This window comes from Oceanobacter sp. 1_MG-2023, from assembly GCF_030689025.1.
Classification (GTDB): domain Bacteria; phylum Pseudomonadota; class Gammaproteobacteria; order Pseudomonadales; family Oceanobacteraceae; genus Oceanobacter.
The window spans coordinates 1-15,666 of record NZ_JAUYWA010000026.1; the positions used below are offsets into that span (position 1 = coordinate 1).

The window sequence follows — 15,666 nt, forward strand, 5'->3', positions numbered from 1 at the left end:
TGTCCCCATCGTCTAGAGGCCTAGGACACTGCCCTTTCACGGCGGCAACAGGGGTTCGAATCCCCTTGGGGATGCCACTCTCTTGATACTATGATAGAGTAGTATGGAAGAGATAAGCGGGAATAGCTCAGTTGGTAGAGCACGACCTTGCCAAGGTCGGGGTCGCGAGTTCGAATCTCGTTTCCCGCTCCAGATTCTAAAAAGCCGATTCAGAAATGAGTCGGCTTTTTTATTGTATTTTTGCCAAAAAATCTGCGTTTTAGCGCCGCTCAAGTGCAGGTGTGATTGGCGCACTTGAGCTGTTGTATCCCGGCTTCCTTATTGTGCTTCATCCTGTTGCTGGAACTGGTCTATTTCTTCATCGGTTAGGTAGTGCAGGCAATCGCCACCGAAGATCCACAGCAGTTCTCGATCAATAACAGGGGCGAGTTGTGGAGTGTGCATCATCAGATTGTTGAGCCATTGACGGGTATCTTCATAAGCTGTTTCAGACTGTTGCGTCAGCTGATCAATTAAAGACTCAAGCTGGTGTATCATATCAGTACTGATGACTTCGCTTTCACTAGCCGCTGCCAAGCGGCTTTTTAGTGTTTGCAGCAAGCGGATGTGGTTCGGTTGTTCGCTCATGTATTTTCTCAAACAGGTTGATTTGTATGGTTCCGGCACTGAAAGTTCAGGGCTTATCCAAAGTGTATGACAATGGTTTCCAGGCGCTCAAAGGGATTGATTTGAGTGTGGAGCAGGGGGACTTTTTTGCCCTGCTGGGCCCGAATGGTGCGGGCAAGTCTACCACGTTAGGTATTTTATCGGGGTTGGTGCAAAAAACGGCTGGCTTGGCTGAAGTGATGGGCTTTGACGTCAATAAGCAGTCATTTGGAGCCCGTCTCAATTTGGGGGTTGTACCGCAAGAGTTTAATTTTAACCAGTTTGAAAAGGTTGAAGATGTTGTGGTCACGCAGGCCGGATATTTTGGACTGAGTCGGCGTGAAGCGCGAACAAGCGCTGAATATCTGCTGAAAGAGCTGGACCTGTGGGATAAGCGTGATGAGCCATCCAGGATGTTGTCTGGTGGGATGAAGCGGCGCTTGATGATTGCTCGTGCGTTGGTGCACAAACCCAAGGTGCTGATTCTGGATGAGCCAACCGCCGGGGTTGATATTGAACTGCGGCGTTCGATGTGGACCTTTATGAAGGCTCTGAATGAAGCGGGCACGACCATTATTCTGACTACGCATTACCTGGAAGAAGCGGAGCAACTGTGTCGCAATATTGCGATTATCAATCGCGGGGAGATCGTTCGCTGCACCAGTGTTCGTGCATTGTTGGCCAATATGAAGTCTGAGACCTTTGTGTTTGACCTGATGTCGCAAGCTCCTGCCGATTTGCAGCTGGCCGGATGGGTTGTCCGGGTTGTGGGGGAGGATACCATCGAGGTGGTTGTCAAGGAGGGTCAGAGTATCAATAGCGTGTTTGAGGCCTTGTCTGCCAAGGGGTGTCTGGTGCGTAGTATGCGGCCCAAATCCAATCGTCTGGAAGAGTTGTTTGTGGATCTGGTGCAAGGAGATAACCAATGAGTCATTTGACCGTGCAGTGGGTGGCATTAAAGACGATCGTGGTTAAAGAAGTTCGCCGTTTTACGCGGATCTGGCAGCAAACCCTGGTGCCGCCTGCAATTACGATGACCTTGTATTTTGTGATTTTTGGTAATCTGATCGGCTCCCGGATCGGCGAAATGGGTGGCGTGGACTATATGTCCTTTATCGTGCCAGGTCTGATTATGATGAGTGTGATTACCAATGCGTATGGCAATGTGGCCTCATCGTTTTTCAGTAATAAATTCCAGCAGAGTATCGAGGAATTGATGGTGGCTCCGGTTCATCCTGCCACCATTCTGCTGGGGTTTGTCTCGGGGGGAGTCGCCAGGGGAGTTATGGTGGGCGTCATTGTGACTCTGTTGTCGTTGTATTTTACCGATTTGACGATTCATCATATCGGCGTTGTGGTCGGCATTGTTTTGCTGTCGGCGGTGCTGTTTTCACTGGGTGGCTTTATTAATGGGGTGCATGCCCGTACTTTTGATGATATCGCGATTGTTCCCACTTTTGTGATTACACCGTTGACGTATCTGGGGGGTGTTTTTTACTCGATCAGTTTGCTGCCAGAGCATTGGCAGTGGGTATCTCAACTGAATCCGATTTTATATATGGTGAATACCTTTCGTTATGGCATTCTGGGTGTGTCGGATGTTGATGTAGTGTTTTCATTTTTAATGATGGGTGTGTTTATCGTAATTCTGAGCAGCTATAGTTTGTGGTTGCTCAAACGCGGCACTGGCATGAGGCAATAAAGGTTATGGCAACGATTGATTCTGAATTAAACCCGCTGGGAAAGTCGTCTGTTTACAAGGATGAATATGACGCCTCTTTATTGTTTGCTATTCCTCGGGCGGAAGGCCGCTCCCGTCTGGTCGGGGGGGATTTTGTGCCTGTGTATGGCGAAGATATCTGGAATGCGTATGAATTGTCATGGCTGAACGCAAAAGGTAAGCCTGTGGTGGCGATGGGGGAGTTTCGGATTCCGGCTACAGGTGCCAACCTGATTGAATCCAAGTCCTTCAAGTTATATCTGAATTCCTATAACCAGACTCGGTTTGACTCTCCTGCGGATGTCCAGGCCCGGATGGCGGCTGATTTATCGGCGGCCGCGGGATGTGCGGTCACGGTTGAATTAACGGCATTGCCGGATGTACTGGACTTTGGCACGGCACCGACAGCCCTGTGTGTTGATGATCTGGACGTGACTATTACAGCCTATCAGCCCGATGGTACGTTGTTGGCGACGGCAGATGGCGAATTTGATGGCTGGTTGTGCTCTCACTTGCTGAAGTCGAATTGTCCGGTGACGGGGCAGCCAGACTGGGGGAGCGTGTATGTATATTATCGCGGCCCTGTGATTGTACCTGAATCCTTTCTCGCTTATGTGGTGTCGATGAGGCAGCACCAGGGCTTTCATGAGCAATGTGTGGAGCAGATATTCCAGGATATCAACCGCTTCTGCCACCCTGAATCTTTGATCGTTTGTGCTCGTTATGTGCGCAGGGGAGGGTTGGATATCAACCCGGTACGCTCATCGCTTGAAGGTGTATCGCTGGAAAATTTCCGAACCGTTCGTCAGTAAGAGGTGCGCAGGTTGTCTGGGGGCTGTTGCTTATTTTGATGATTTCATCTGTGCGGCGACTTTGGCCGCACGCTGTTGGGCGGTCGGGGCTTGTCGTTCTGGGGCGCGGGTTTTGACCTGGTTTCTTAGTTTACTGGCTGCCTGTTCCAGTGCTTCAGCGACCTTGCTGCGCTCACTATCACGTACTTTCTCGGATTCCAGATACAGTGAAAAACCTTCGGTTTCATGATTCATAAAGCCGGAGTTGGCGCCGAGATCCCGGCGGTAATCGACTACCTGATAAAGCGGTACCGGATCGCGGAACCCTTTCACCATGGCAGTTCCTCGTTGTCGACAGATGATTTTGTCTTTAACCAATGAGAATGTATCGTGAGAGATAAGGATTTCTCCGGCATCAGCCGCACTTTCAAGTCGGCTGGCCAGGTTTACCTCTTTGCCAACGATGGTGTAATCCATGCGGCTTTCGGTGCCAAAGTTACCAACGGTGCAATAGCCGGTATTGATGCCCATGCGGATTTGTAATGGCGTCGTCATTCCTTGTTCGGTCCAGTGTTTTCTCAGCTTGAGCATATGGCGGCGCATTTCAATGGCCATGGCAACACATGCCAGGGCATCCCGTTTGACGCCTTTGGTGTTCGGGTCGCCAAAAAAAATCATAATGCCATCACCAATAAATTTGTCGATGGTGCCGCCATACTTCATGGCGATTTCGGACATATCGGTCAGGTAACCATTCAGTAGATCGGTGAGAGGCTCGGCTTCCATTTGTTCCGACAAGGAAGAAAAGCCAACGATATCAGAAAAGAAGATAACCAGCTTTTTGCGTTGCGTCTCAAGCTTGGCTTCGCGTTTACCATTAAAAATAGATTCTCTTACTTGCGGAGCGACGTATCGGGATACCTGGGTCGATAATTCCTGAAAGCGGTCTATCTGGCTTTTCAGGCGATACTGCATGGCGCCAATCTGGTTGCTCTGGCGTCTGGCGAACAGTGCCAGGGCAGCAAAAAAAATCGCGGTTGCTACACCACAAACAATAACCAGGGTATTAGGTATAAGATCGGCCTGCCATGAGCTGAGCCAGAGATAAGAAGCCATCATGCTGGTTGCAGAAATCAATACGCCAGACAGCCAGCTGGCCTTGCTGCCTGTCAGAATCAGACTGGTATTCAGCATTAGCAAGGCGGGGAGGGTCAGTTCAATGGGCGCGTGAATGAGTCCCAGTAATAGGCCGGTAATGGCGGCATCTATTTGTGTCCAGAAAGTGAGAGCTGTATCGCGATTCCAGGGAGTGCGACGCTCAATGACTTCGACCAGGTGTGGGTAGACCAGGCAGAATGCCAAGGCGGTCCAAAAATTTTCAGGCCAGTAGTGGATGAAAATACCGGCAGCAATCGTCACTGCGCCCGTCCCGTAGCCCAGTATGCGCGCAATGTAATCTGGGTAGGGGGTGGTTCGGGGGGCTGTATCAATGTTTTCGACTAAATCGCTCATAGTTCTGCCATGGGTACTTTCGGCTGCCGCCACCCTGAATCTGAATAAAATGAATTACTATCGCCTGTATAGCGGTAAATGTGAGCTGCATCAAGGAGAGTCCGTGATGAAAATGGTGCTGGTTGATATATGTCTTGAGGTTATGAAGAAAAGATGACAAAGCCAAGCAGAACTTGGTTGCATCAAATCTGGCCCATTTCGGGATTGCGAGATGGGGTGTTGCCGGCTTGGCCAAGGGGCTTGAGTGGAGGAGTGAGTGCTGGATATTGTGGGTGACTCAAGAGCGGCTGCCAATAAACAACAATTTTTGGTTGACGCGCTAGGTGTAGATCAGTATATTGCGCGGCCTCTGTTGGGGGTAAGTTCCTGACGTAAGGTGAGGTGTCCGAGTGGCTGAAGGAGCACGCCTGGAAAGTGTGTATACCGCAAGGTATCGAGGGTTCGAATCCCTCCCTCACCGCCATTATTCAATAAAGAGCCCTTAGCTTTTAATAGCTTGGGGCTTTTTTTGTTCGGCAAGTTACTCATCATCCTGTCATCCTGAATACGTTGTTTTTGTGTGCAGGTGGCGCCTTCTGGATTGGTGTCTCCGCGTTTGGTCAAAAGTTGTTTGCTGCACTGGATACTGATCAGGGACGTTACAAATATCCCGTTAATTCTGGAAAGGGCTTTCCAGGTTGGTGGAAGTATTCATCTTTTATCTTGTGGCAGTGACCTGGAAGTCGTTTAATAAGTGATCTGTTGTATTCCCTTCTTTTTTCTATTCTGAGCTGTATTCGTAACGCTCGAACAGGCATTTTGCTGGCTTGAGTTTCTATTGGATTAATCATCTGATTTTGTCCGCTTGCCGGGATTCATCTGGGCGCTGTGTTCTGGCTGGTTGACTGGATCATGGCCGTGATCAAGCTGGTCTGTTTGGGTGTCGCTTGGAGGTCTGGTTGTGAAATTCGGGGGTGACGGGGTATGTTGAGCGTGCGGAAGTATGTTGGGTGAAAAATTCGGATAGTAGTATTGGGGATAACAACTTGTTTGTGTGATTTTTGAACCTGGCACGCGGTACTGTGTTTCGAGATGCTGTATCATCAAATTCCAGTGAGATCAGTTCTGAAATCGGTTTGGTATTTTGTCGATCATTGTTGATGAGGTCCGGATTGTTGCATGATAATTGCTTGTCACTCTGACAACTAATACGGAATACGACAGGTAACGTGTTGATTTGGATGGCAAATGCTCTTTTTAATGTATGAACGACACCATTTGGGAGAAGCCGAAGCAGGCTGTCGCTCTACCTGGCAGGCTCTTGGTTTGGTTGATGACCTGGTTGGGTTGGTGCGTATTTTTGAATGTGCTGTTTGTGTTTGTGCCACGAATGGATACTTGAGCAATGAGATGGTTGGTATGGAGCCAGGTCAATGAAGGTTGTTACGGATGACGCATCACACTTGCATCAGGCATTGATGCAAGCTGAGTCATTATCCAAAAAAAGTCATCCGAGCAGTAAAGCGGCTTCCGATAACGGCAAGGTATTGCTACTGCAAGGGCCTGTTGGGCCATTTTTCAAGCGATTGCAGCGTTATTTGACGTCTGAAGGTATGGATGTCAACCGGATTTGTTTTAATCCGGCGGACTTGCTGTATTCCTGCCGTAAGAATCGCATTTATTTCAGTGGCGGGTTTATTGAATGGCGCCGTTGGTTAAGAAAATACCTTCACGTTTCTCGTCCTGATGTCATTATCTTGTTTGGGTCCGAGCGTCCGGCTCATCGTATTGCCCGGCAGTTGGCGGAGCGTTTGGGTATCCGGGTGTTGTCGCTTGAAGAGGGGTATATCCGACCTGGTTTTGTGACGATGGAAGAGGGTGGTAATAATGCCAGTTCGCCATTGGCTGGTGTGACGCCTGATGTGTTTTTTTCTCCGCAAGAAAGAACGACGGAAGTGGGAGTGCCATACAAAAGTTTCGGAAAAATGAGCCGTTATGGGGCGATGTATTATGGCATTCGCACTTTTTTGAGTATTGGTGCTCAAAAACAGCTCTTTCATCGCCGCTTTCACTGGTGGGAAGAGTGTTTTCGTTGGGGGCGGAATGCGTATCGGCGTTTGGCTGGCCAGGGAAATAATTTTGCCACGATCCAGCGATTACTTGAGCATTGGGACAAGCATTTTTTTCTGGTACCACTGCAAGTCTCTGCGGACTCTAATATGCAAGCAGCCGCGCTTGGCTGGAATTCAATGCGGTTGATCTCTTCCTCTATGAGGTCGTTCGCAGTCACCGCGCCTTTAAATACCCGCCTTGTCTTCAAAATACATCCTTTGGAGCGAGGCCACTGTGACTACTTGTCGTTTATCGCCGAGGAGGCGCAACGGCTGGGCGTTGGCGATCGGGTGGATATTATTGATACCGGGTCATTGGGGTTATTGGCTCGCCATGCGGCCGGTATGATTACGATTAATAGCACTTCTGGTTTGTCGGCCATTCACCACGGTATTCCCTTGCTGGTGATTGGCAAGGCTGTTTACGCCAATCCGGTGTTGGCGGTGTGTGCCAACGGGCAGCCGGATTTTGATCACTTCTGGACTTGCCATTATGTGGCAGAGCTGTCGATACGGCGTGGCTATCTCGAGTGGCTGAAGCAAGAAGCCTTGGTTGCCGGTGATTTTTATGTGGAAGATGGAATAACACAGGCATGTCACGGAATCGCGGAGAAGGTCACGTCGTATCTGCAGAGTGACTGTGTTGGTGAATGCTTGGCGTCTATCGATCCCGAACCTCGCCAGGTCTCTGTGGTTTAGTGGTTTGGCGTGGCTGAATTGATCGACAGTCCGTGCCAGTTGCTGTCTATTTCTCTATAATCCCGGGCTGAATTCATCTGGTTTTGAGAGACATCATGACAGTCCGCACCCGAGTTGCGCCTTCTCCAACTGGCGATCCGCACGTTGGCACCGCTTATATTGCACTCTTCAATCTTGCATTTGCCCGCCAGCATGGTGGTCAGTTTTTATTGCGTATTGAGGATACGGATCAGCAGCGCAGCTCGCCGGAGTCCGAACAGGCCATTCTCGACAGCCTGCGCTGGTTAGGGATGGAATGGGATGAAGGCCCGGATGTGGGTGGCCCTCATGGGCCATACCGCCAAAGTGAGCGTCGCGATATTTACCTCGATCATGTACAGCAGCTGCTGGATAAAGGCTGTGCATTCAAATGTTACCGCACGGCAGCAGAGTTGAATGACTTGCGCATTCAGCGTGAAGCCGAGGGTAAAAATACAGCATTAAAAGCCTCCGACCTGGAACTGCCTGCGGATGAAGTGGCGCGTCGTGAAGCAGACAATGCTCCTTTTGTTGTGCGTATGCGAGTACCGGAAGCCGGCATTTGTGTCGTCAATGACATGCTGCGTGGACCGATTGAACTCGACCTGGCACAGGTGGATGCGCAGATCTTGCTGAAATCCGATGGTATGCCTACGTATCATCTGGCGAACGTAGTCGATGACCATTTGATGGCCATTACCCATGTGATTCGGGGTGAAGAGTGGATCAGTTCTGCTCCCAAGCACAAGCTGCTGTATGAGTACTTTGGTTGGGAAATGCCGCAGCTGTGTCATATGCCGTTGTTGCGCAATCCGGATAAAACCAAGCTGAGCAAGCGTAAAAACCCAACCTCTATCATGTTTTATGAGCGCATGGGCTTTATGCCGGAAGCGCTGCTGAATTATCTGGGGCGTATGGGTTGGTCGATGCCGGATGAGCGTGAACAGTTCAGTCGTGATGAGATGTTTGCCAATTTTGATATCAAGCGTGTCTCTTTGGGTGGGCCGGTATTTGATGTCGATAAATTACGCTGGCTGAACAGTCTGTGGCTGCGTGGTTTGTCACCGGAGGCCTTTTGTGAGCAATTTGCCAATTGGGGCTTGCGTGCTGAAAACATGCTGCCGCTGGTGCCCCATGTTCAGCCTCGTGTTGACGTGTTCTCGGATGTTGTGCCGCTGGCAGGGCATTTTTTGTCTGGCTTGCCTGCGCTGACTGCTGAGCAGTTTGACCACAAGGCTTACGATGATGAAAAACGGTTGCAGACCCTGCAGTTTGGGTTGTGGCAGCTGGAAGCCATTCGTCATTGGGACAAGCCTGAAATTGAACAGCGCTTGTTTGCTCTGGCTGGGCAGCTGGATCTGAAAGTCCGTGATTTTCTGTTTCCGTTTTTTATTGCCATTGCGGGCACCTCCTCGACTATATCGGTACTGGATTCAATGACCTTGCTCGGGCCGGATATGAGTCGGGCGCGTTTGCGTGTGGCGATTGATGTGCTGGGTGGTGTGGGCAAGAAGCGGCTGAAGAAAATGGAAAAGGATTACTTCGGGATTGCGCGTGCGATTGATCAGGTTCTGCTTGAGCGTGCGGCTGCCGAATAAGCTGGTAACGGCCTGCGTATCAGGCCAAGTGGTTGTTTTTACATTTATTTTAAAAAAGTAGTTGACGGCCACAGGGTCTCTAAGTAAGATGCGCACACGTTTTGAGACGGGGCCTTAGCTCAGCTGGGAGAGCGCAACACTGGCAGTGTTGAGGTCAGCGGTTCGATCCCGCTAGGCTCCACCAAATCTCAAAAAATATGTCCCCATCGTCTAGAGGCCTAGGACACTGCCCTTTCACGGCGGCAACAGGGGTTCGAATCCCCTTGGGGATGCCAACTCTATTTGGCATCAGAAGAAAGCGGCAGATAGCCGCTTTTTTTGTGCCTGTCATTTTGCGAATATAATTTTACCCCCTTCGCACCTGCATCTGCCGACTGGGCCAAAAGCCAAATCAGGCGTGTTGGCGGTTGGTGTGTCTACCATCTGTTAGTGGTCGTGGCTGGCGCTGACCGGCTTATGTGCACTGACAATGACAGCAAGGTACAATGCCTACCAGTTCGCCGTTCTGGTACCTGATACTGTGTGATCAACCAGTGGGCGACAAGATACTTGCACAGAGGAATTTTCATGTCCTGGACCAATCCCTTGCCGGAAGCACTGCAGCAGCGAGCCGCCATGATCAAACTGGTGGTATTTGATGTTGACGGTGTGTTAACCAATGGCACGCTGACCTACAGTGGTGATGGTGAGCTGGTAAAGCACTTTAATGTCAAAGATGGTGTGGGCATCAAGCTGCTCGAGAAATTTGCAATTGCCACAGCGATCATTTCTGCCAAAAGCTCCGATGCCTTGGCGAGACGTGCCCGGGATCTGGGGATTCGGCATTTTTACCCTGGCAGCAAAGACAAATGGCCTTGCCTGGAAGAGGTTATGTCGCAGCTGGAGATTACTCCGGGTCAGGTCTGTTATGTCGGTGATGATGTGATCGATCTGAAAGTCATGACCCGGGTCGGCCTGCCAATGGCTCCGGCCGACGCGTTCTGGATGGTGCAGCAGCGTGCTGCACACGTCACACAGGCCGCTGGAGGCTGTGGTGTGGCGCGAGAAGTGGCTGATCTGATCCTTGGCAGTCAAATGCCACTGGAAGATGCCTATATCAAGGCGATGCTGCCTGAATTTGAGGAACAGAAAGGATGAAAGCTCTGGTAACCGGCGTTGCTGGTTTTATCGGGTCGTATGTGGCCAGGCGCCTGATGGCAAAAGGGTATGAGGTTGTCGGAATCGATAATCTCAATGATTATTACGATGTTGCTCTGAAACGTGCGCGCCTGGCGTGGGTCGGCGAACAAGATGGTTTTACCTTCGTCAAAATGGACCTGGCCGACAAGGCTGCCATGACCAACCTGTTTGACAGTCACCAGTTTGATCGGGTGGTGCATTTGGCGGCTCAGGCCGGGGTGCGTTATTCCATTGATCATCCTGATGTCTACGTTGCCAGCAACCTGGTGGGATTTGTCAATATACTGGAAGCCTGTCGGCATCAACAAACGCCGCATCTGGTGTTTGCGTCCTCAAGCTCGGTGTATGGTCTGAACAGCAAGCTGCCGTTTGCCACTTCGGACAGTGTTGATCATCCTGTCTCCTTGTATGCCGCCACCAAAAAATCCAACGAACTGATGGCGCATACCTACGCTCATTTATATGGCCTGCCGATTACCGGATTGCGCTTTTTTACTGTGTATGGCCCATGGGGACGACCGGATATGGCCGCCTGGGGCTTTACCAAAAACATTCTGGCGGGCAATCCCATCAATGTTTATAACTACGGCAAGATGCGGCGGGACTTCACCTATATCGATGATATCGTTGAAGGCGTGGTGCGAGTGACTGAGCGTATCCCCACAGGCGTTGACGGCTGGACGGTGGAAAGCGGCGATAAAAGCTGTAGCACGGCACCCTATAAAATTTATAACATCGGCAATCACAACAGCATCGAGCTGGGTGAATTTATCTCCACACTGGAAAATGCACTGGGCGTGAAGGCCAAGATCAACTATATGGACATGCAGCCTGGTGATGTTGTGGCCACCCATGCTGAGGTCGATGACTTGATTGCCGCCGTGGATTTTGCTCCGAATACGCGCCTGGTCGATGGCATGGAGCGGTTTGTGGGCTGGTATCGTCAGTATCACGGTTTGTGATGTGACAGCTGCCAGGGCAGGTCACACAGTGGATGCCCGTTTCAGGGTTAGTGCTTTTCGCGCCAGCAGACAATTGACGCACGTATTGGACACAGGTCTCTCGGATTGAGGTTATGAAAAACTACAAAATCGTTATTCCAGCACGCTACGCTTCCAGCCGCTTACCGGGTAAACCTCTGATTGAATTGGCCGGTAAACCCATGATCCAGCATGTGTATGAGCGCGCACTGGAAACCGGCATTAAGGACATCGTGGTCGCGACCGATGATGACCGTATCGCTGATGTAGCCCGTGGGTTTGGAGCCGATGTGGTCATGACCTCGGTGAATCACGAAAACGGCACTGAGCGCATTGCAGAAGTCGCCCGAGTGAGAGGCTGGGAAGACCAGGATGTGATTGTCAACCTGCAAGGGGATGAGCCGTTGATTCCCCAGCAGTTGATTGAAAAAACTGCGGCGAGCTTGCTGGATCGTCCGGAAGCGGGCATGAGCTCATTGTGCACGCCGATTCATGATGATGACGATGCATTTGATACCAACGTCGTCAAGGTCGTGCTGGATCGTGCCGGGTTTGCCATGTACTTCAGCCGCGCCAGTATTCCCTGGGACCGCGATGGCTACAAGGCCAATCCCGGAGTAATGACCACCAAGCTGCCTTTATATCGCCACTTGGGCATGTACGGCTATCGGGTTTCGTTCCTGAAGCAATACACCTCGATGGAACCTTGCGCGCTGGAAGGTGCTGAGTCACTGGAGCAACTCCGGGCGCTCTGGTATGGCGTCCGTATTCATCTGTCGGTGATTGATGAGCCACCGGGACATGGTATCGATACGCCAAGCGATGTTGCTCGGGTTGAGCAGTTGTTGGCAGCCATGGCTGCCGACTAACTCTCTTCAGGTTACCTGACGGGGTGGTGTCGCCGCCCCTGGCACCATTTGCCAATACCCGTGCGGCGAACAATCACCATTCGATTACAAGTGTCGTAGCGGTAACTCTTTGCTGGGGTTGCCGCTGTTGAAGCTGTTTGTCAAAGCCTGCTGGATCGTCCAGGTCGTTCTGGCATCGGCGGCATTCGCTTGCAGTTGCATAGGGCGCGCCCCTTGGCTCGCTTCCGACCCGGTTTGGGATTGATCTTCAGCAAACCAGCTTTCTCGCCCGAATACGCCTTGGGTCTGATCGACATCACTATTGACCATGACTTTAACCTTGCTGTCCACTCGGCGTGCCATGGTGAACAGTGGTAAGTCCGTAATGTGGTTGTCGTGCCGGATAACCAAATGGATGGCCCGGTGTTTTCCTTGGCGTAAATATTTGACCAATGCTGAAATCAGCAAGGGATGATGCCAGTAGGGATTTTCTGGATCAGACAAGGCCAGCATGACAGAAGTGGGTTGCTGGGACAGTTGGGTCAGTAAAAATCCCAAAACCTCGCAGGCACTGCTGAGTGTGTGCCGGTTGTTGTCCTGACCGATGCGGTAGGCGTATTGATAATCTTCCGGTGGGAGACTGGTGTTCAGAGGCAAGGCAATATCCAGATGAGGAATGCCTGCATCGAGGTAAAAGTGACCATCGTTATAGAAGCCGAGTTGCCAATAAAAGCTCATGGCGGTGCATTGTGCACTGGCCAGCAAGAGAGGCAGGGACATCGATTCTGCCAATGCCTTGACCTCTTCAACCAGCTGTTGGCCAATACCCGCTGAACGGTATTCCGGCAAGACAGCCAAGCGGCCAAAATGACCGTCATCGAACAGGCGAATGCAGCCGATAGTGCGATCACCATCCTGGGCGACCACATAATGAGCGACCTGGTCTGCGGCTTCATCCCATTCTTCCTCCTGTGGAATTTGTTGCTCCTGAATATAGACCCGGTCTCGGACATCCCGGATGCCCTGCTGGTGGTCAGCCCAGTTAGTACGCACCATACGAATGCTCATGGTTGTCTCCTTCTTATTAGTATCGGCATCATTCAACCTGATAAATCAGTTGTTGTAACCAGAGGTGGCGCAGTAGTTCATAGCCTTGTCTGGAGCAGGGGACATCGGCCATCTGCTCACGGGGATATTGGTTGCGGCTGCTGAGTAATTGCGCCAGTTCCAGGTCGTCGTTATCGAGTACTGATGTTTTCCCCTGGGCGTAAAATACCAGGCCGCTGGCAGTTTTCTGATAGGCAAAGCGAGCATGCTCACTTTTGCGTAAATCGGGTAGTTGCCGATGCTGGCTGCGCCATGCTTCCCAGTCGTCATCATTCAATCGTTCGGATTGATGCTCCGGATATTTGGGTTCTGTCATTAAAGTGCCAAGAATGTCTCCCAGATGATCCGGTTGCATCAGCATGTCTTGCAGGAGTTTGGCCAGACGCGTTTTGGCAGCGGCGGATATTTCGCCCGGATTGCCTTCCTGAGCAGTGTAATCGGCATCGGTGTAACGTTGATCTTCGCTGCTGTTGCTTAATACCTGATCCAGTGCAGACTGCGCCAGTTCGGCGACACTGGGGGCGCGGAAGCCGATCGAATAGGTTTGGCACTCGCCCCGGGCGATGCCGTAATGGGCCAGCTGTGGCGGCAGGTACAGCATATCGCCCGGATCCAGCACCCAGCGGTCGGTTTCTTCAAACCCGGCCAGAACCCGTATCATCGGTCCTTGTATAATCGGGGATTCATCGTTGCACATCTGGCCAATACGCCATTCTCGCTGACCTTCGGCCTGTAATAAAAAGACGTCGTACTGGTCGTAATGAGGGCCAACACTGCCGCCATCCACGGCGTAGCTGATCATCAGGTCGTCGACACGCCAGCCCGGCAGAAAGCGAAAATGCTCCAGCAAATCGGCCGCTTCCGGAATCCAGTGATCCACAGCCTGTACCAGTAACGTCCAGTGGCTGTCTGGCAGGTCTGCAAAGGCGGCTTCGTCGAACGGCCCTTTACGAATTTCCCAGGGGCCGGCAGGGCCATTTTCCATCACCAGTCGGGACTCGATTTCAGACTCCAGTGACAGGCCAGCCAGCTCATCGGCTGCCAGCAGAGGCTGGAATCCGGGCCAGGCCTGACGAATAACAACTGGTTTTTTTTGCCAGTAATCACGCAGGAATACTGCAACCGAAAGATCACCAAGGAGATGCATAAAAGAATGTTCCTGACCAGGGCGAACCTATGGCATTCACGGGTTCGCAAAATAATGAATGTCCAAGCCGCGTATTGTTTGAACTTTGTCAGCCAGATGCAAGGAGCCTGTTTTTTGACGGGCTTGCGCTCGAAGAACTGTGCTACCTCTTTGACCTTCCTCAAGTTCCGATTCATTAGCTGGTTGTCAATGAACCGGGCATTCATAACTATAACAGCAGTTACAACAAAGCCGGTTACGACATCAACGTGGTGACGCTCAGGGAGAGATACATAATGAAAAAATATCAGTTAGTGGTATCGCTGGTAATGCTTGGCTGTGTCGCTACAGCCCAGGCTGTAGGGCCAATACAGCCCTTGGAAGCTGTAAAAGACGTCAAGCAGGCGCAAGTGGAGTTGGGTAAAAAACTCTATTTTGATCCCCGGTTGTCAAAATCCGGGTTTATATCCTGTAACTCTTGCCACAACTTGAGCATGGGCGGCACGGATAACCTGAAAACCTCCATTGGCCACAACTGGCAGCAGGGTCCGATCAATTCACCTACGGTGCTTAACTCGGGGATGAATATTGCCCAATTCTGGGATGGCCGGGCGGCCGACCTGAAAGAGCAGGCCGGTGGGCCGATTGCCAATCCGGGAGAAATGGCATTTACCCATACACTGGCGGTGGATGTCTTGCAGTCCATTCCCCAGTACGTTGCAGAATTCAAGCAGGTATTCGGTACCAGTCAATTAACCATCGATCAGGTGACTACAGCGATTGCCGAATTTGAAAAAACGCTGGTAACGCCCAATTCCCGTTTTGACCAGTGGTTGCTGGGAGATAAAAATGCGCTGAGCAGTGATGAAAAAGCCGGTTACACCTTGTTCAAGGATTCTGGCTGTGTTGCTTGTCACAATGGCCCGGCGGTTGGAGGGAATTCGTTCCAGAAAATGGGGCTGATAGAGGCTTATCAAACCAATAACCCGGCCGAAGGCGTTGCGGCTGTGACGGGTAAGGATATTGATCGTTTCAAGTTCAAAGTGCCGACATTACGTAATGTCGAGCTGACCTATCCATACTTCCATGATGGTGAAGCGGCCACGCTGACAGAGGCAGTGGATATCATGGGGCGCTTGCAACTGGGGCGTCATTTCAGTGATACAGAAAATGCCCAGATAGTGGCTTTCCTGAAAACACTGACTGGCGAGCAACCATCCTTTATGTTGCCGATCTTGCCGCCATCCACCGACAGCACGCCACGTCCACAACCCTTTGATTAACGGCTGGCATTGGGTTTAAGACGGTGGGTTTTAGGCGATGTAGCGCAACGGCGAGTCATGAATCTGACTC

At 51.2% G+C, this 15,666-nt stretch carries 13 protein-coding genes and 5 tRNA genes; 14 read left to right on the plus strand and 4 right to left on the minus strand.

The genetic code is table 11. The annotated features are described in order from the left end of the window. Window position 1: 1 nt before the first annotated feature. Window positions 2–77: transfer RNA gene (locus tag Q8W22_RS14290), tRNA-Glu, on the plus strand. 39 nt (window positions 78–116) lie between these two features. Further along, window positions 117–192: transfer RNA gene (locus tag Q8W22_RS14295), tRNA-Gly, on the plus strand. A gap of 126 nt (window positions 193–318) precedes the next feature. On the opposite strand, the gene Q8W22_RS14300 is transcribed toward Q8W22_RS14295, so the two are convergent. Continuing rightward, the gene (locus tag Q8W22_RS14300; RefSeq protein WP_303434908.1) at window positions 319–627 is read right to left on the minus strand and encodes a PA2817 family protein; all 309 of its coding nucleotides are present in this window, start codon (window positions 625–627) and stop codon (window positions 319–321) included. 26 nt (window positions 628–653) lie between these two features. On the opposite strand from Q8W22_RS14300, the gene Q8W22_RS14305 reads away from it, so the two are divergent. Genes Q8W22_RS14305 through queF form a run of 3 tightly spaced genes read left to right on the plus strand, consistent with a single transcriptional unit; the run spans window position 654 to window position 3,177 of the window. Continuing rightward, window positions 654–1,574 (plus strand): ABC transporter ATP-binding protein, encoded by a 921-nt coding sequence (locus tag Q8W22_RS14305; protein ID WP_303434909.1) that lies wholly within the window; start codon window positions 654–656, stop codon window positions 1,572–1,574. Further along, window positions 1,571–2,347, plus strand: a complete 777-nt coding sequence (locus Q8W22_RS14310) for an ABC transporter permease (protein WP_303434911.1) — start codon at window positions 1,571–1,573, stop codon at window positions 2,345–2,347. Before Q8W22_RS14305 ends, Q8W22_RS14310 begins: the two co-directional genes overlap by 4 nt. A 5-nt stretch (window positions 2,348–2,352) precedes the next feature. Further along, a complete protein-coding gene (gene queF, locus Q8W22_RS14315) occupies window positions 2,353–3,177 on the plus strand; it encodes an NADPH-dependent 7-cyano-7-deazaguanine reductase QueF (RefSeq protein ID WP_305452789.1) in 825 nt (274 codons plus the stop codon). Between the two features lie 30 nt (window positions 3,178–3,207). On the opposite strand, the gene Q8W22_RS14320 is transcribed toward queF, so the two are convergent. Then, window positions 3,208–4,668, minus strand: a complete 1,461-nt coding sequence (locus Q8W22_RS14320) for an adenylate/guanylate cyclase domain-containing protein (RefSeq protein ID WP_303434913.1) — start codon at window positions 4,666–4,668, stop codon at window positions 3,208–3,210. 375 nt (window positions 4,669–5,043) lie between these two features. Here Q8W22_RS14320 and Q8W22_RS14325 point away from each other — a divergent pair. The 8 genes from Q8W22_RS14325 to kdsB all read left to right on the plus strand — a co-directional run bounded on the left by Q8W22_RS14325 (window position 5,044) and on the right by kdsB (window position 12,101). Next, window positions 5,044–5,131 (plus strand) — tRNA-Ser (locus Q8W22_RS14325). A 949-nt stretch (window positions 5,132–6,080) separates the two neighbouring features. Beyond that, window positions 6,081–7,457, plus strand: a complete 1,377-nt coding sequence (locus Q8W22_RS14330) for a hypothetical protein (protein WP_305452790.1) — start codon at window positions 6,081–6,083, stop codon at window positions 7,455–7,457. A 95-nt stretch (window positions 7,458–7,552) separates the two neighbouring features. Continuing rightward, window positions 7,553–9,073: a glutamate--tRNA ligase gene (gene gltX, locus Q8W22_RS14335; protein ID WP_303434368.1), complete on the plus strand. Its 1,521-nt coding sequence runs from the start codon at window positions 7,553–7,555 to the stop codon at window positions 9,071–9,073. A 108-nt stretch (window positions 9,074–9,181) separates the two neighbouring features. Next, window positions 9,182–9,257, plus strand: a tRNA-Ala gene (locus Q8W22_RS14340). Between the two features lie 15 nt (window positions 9,258–9,272). Further along, a tRNA-Glu gene (locus Q8W22_RS14345) sits at window positions 9,273–9,348 on the plus strand. A gap of 292 nt (window positions 9,349–9,640) precedes the next feature. Then, complete coding sequence (locus tag Q8W22_RS14350) at window positions 9,641–10,210, plus strand: HAD family hydrolase (RefSeq protein ID WP_303434367.1); 570 nt, start codon at window positions 9,641–9,643, stop codon at window positions 10,208–10,210. Further along, the gene (locus Q8W22_RS14355) at window positions 10,207–11,214 is read left to right on the plus strand and encodes an NAD-dependent epimerase (protein WP_303434365.1); all 1,008 of its coding nucleotides are present in this window, start codon (window positions 10,207–10,209) and stop codon (window positions 11,212–11,214) included. Before Q8W22_RS14350 ends, Q8W22_RS14355 begins: the two co-directional genes overlap by 4 nt. Window positions 11,215–11,327: 113 nt before the next feature. Next, window positions 11,328–12,101 (plus strand): 3-deoxy-manno-octulosonate cytidylyltransferase, encoded by a 774-nt coding sequence (gene kdsB / locus Q8W22_RS14360; protein ID WP_305452791.1) that lies wholly within the window; start codon window positions 11,328–11,330, stop codon window positions 12,099–12,101. 84 nt (window positions 12,102–12,185) lie between these two features. Here kdsB and Q8W22_RS14365 read toward each other — a convergent pair whose 3' ends face one another. Further along, window positions 12,186–13,148, minus strand: a complete 963-nt coding sequence (locus tag Q8W22_RS14365; RefSeq protein ID WP_305452792.1) for a GNAT family N-acetyltransferase — start codon at window positions 13,146–13,148, stop codon at window positions 12,186–12,188. A gap of 28 nt (window positions 13,149–13,176) precedes the next feature. Then, window positions 13,177–14,334, minus strand: a complete 1,158-nt coding sequence (locus Q8W22_RS14370) for a cupin domain-containing protein (protein ID WP_305452794.1) — start codon at window positions 14,332–14,334, stop codon at window positions 13,177–13,179. A gap of 275 nt (window positions 14,335–14,609) precedes the next feature. On the opposite strand from Q8W22_RS14370, the gene Q8W22_RS14375 reads away from it, so the two are divergent. Further along, window positions 14,610–15,596 carry a cytochrome-c peroxidase gene (locus Q8W22_RS14375; RefSeq protein ID WP_305452795.1) on the plus strand — a complete coding sequence of 329 codons (987 nt, stop codon included), beginning with the start codon at window positions 14,610–14,612 and terminating at the stop codon, window positions 15,594–15,596. Window positions 15,597–15,666: the final 70 nt, after the last annotated feature.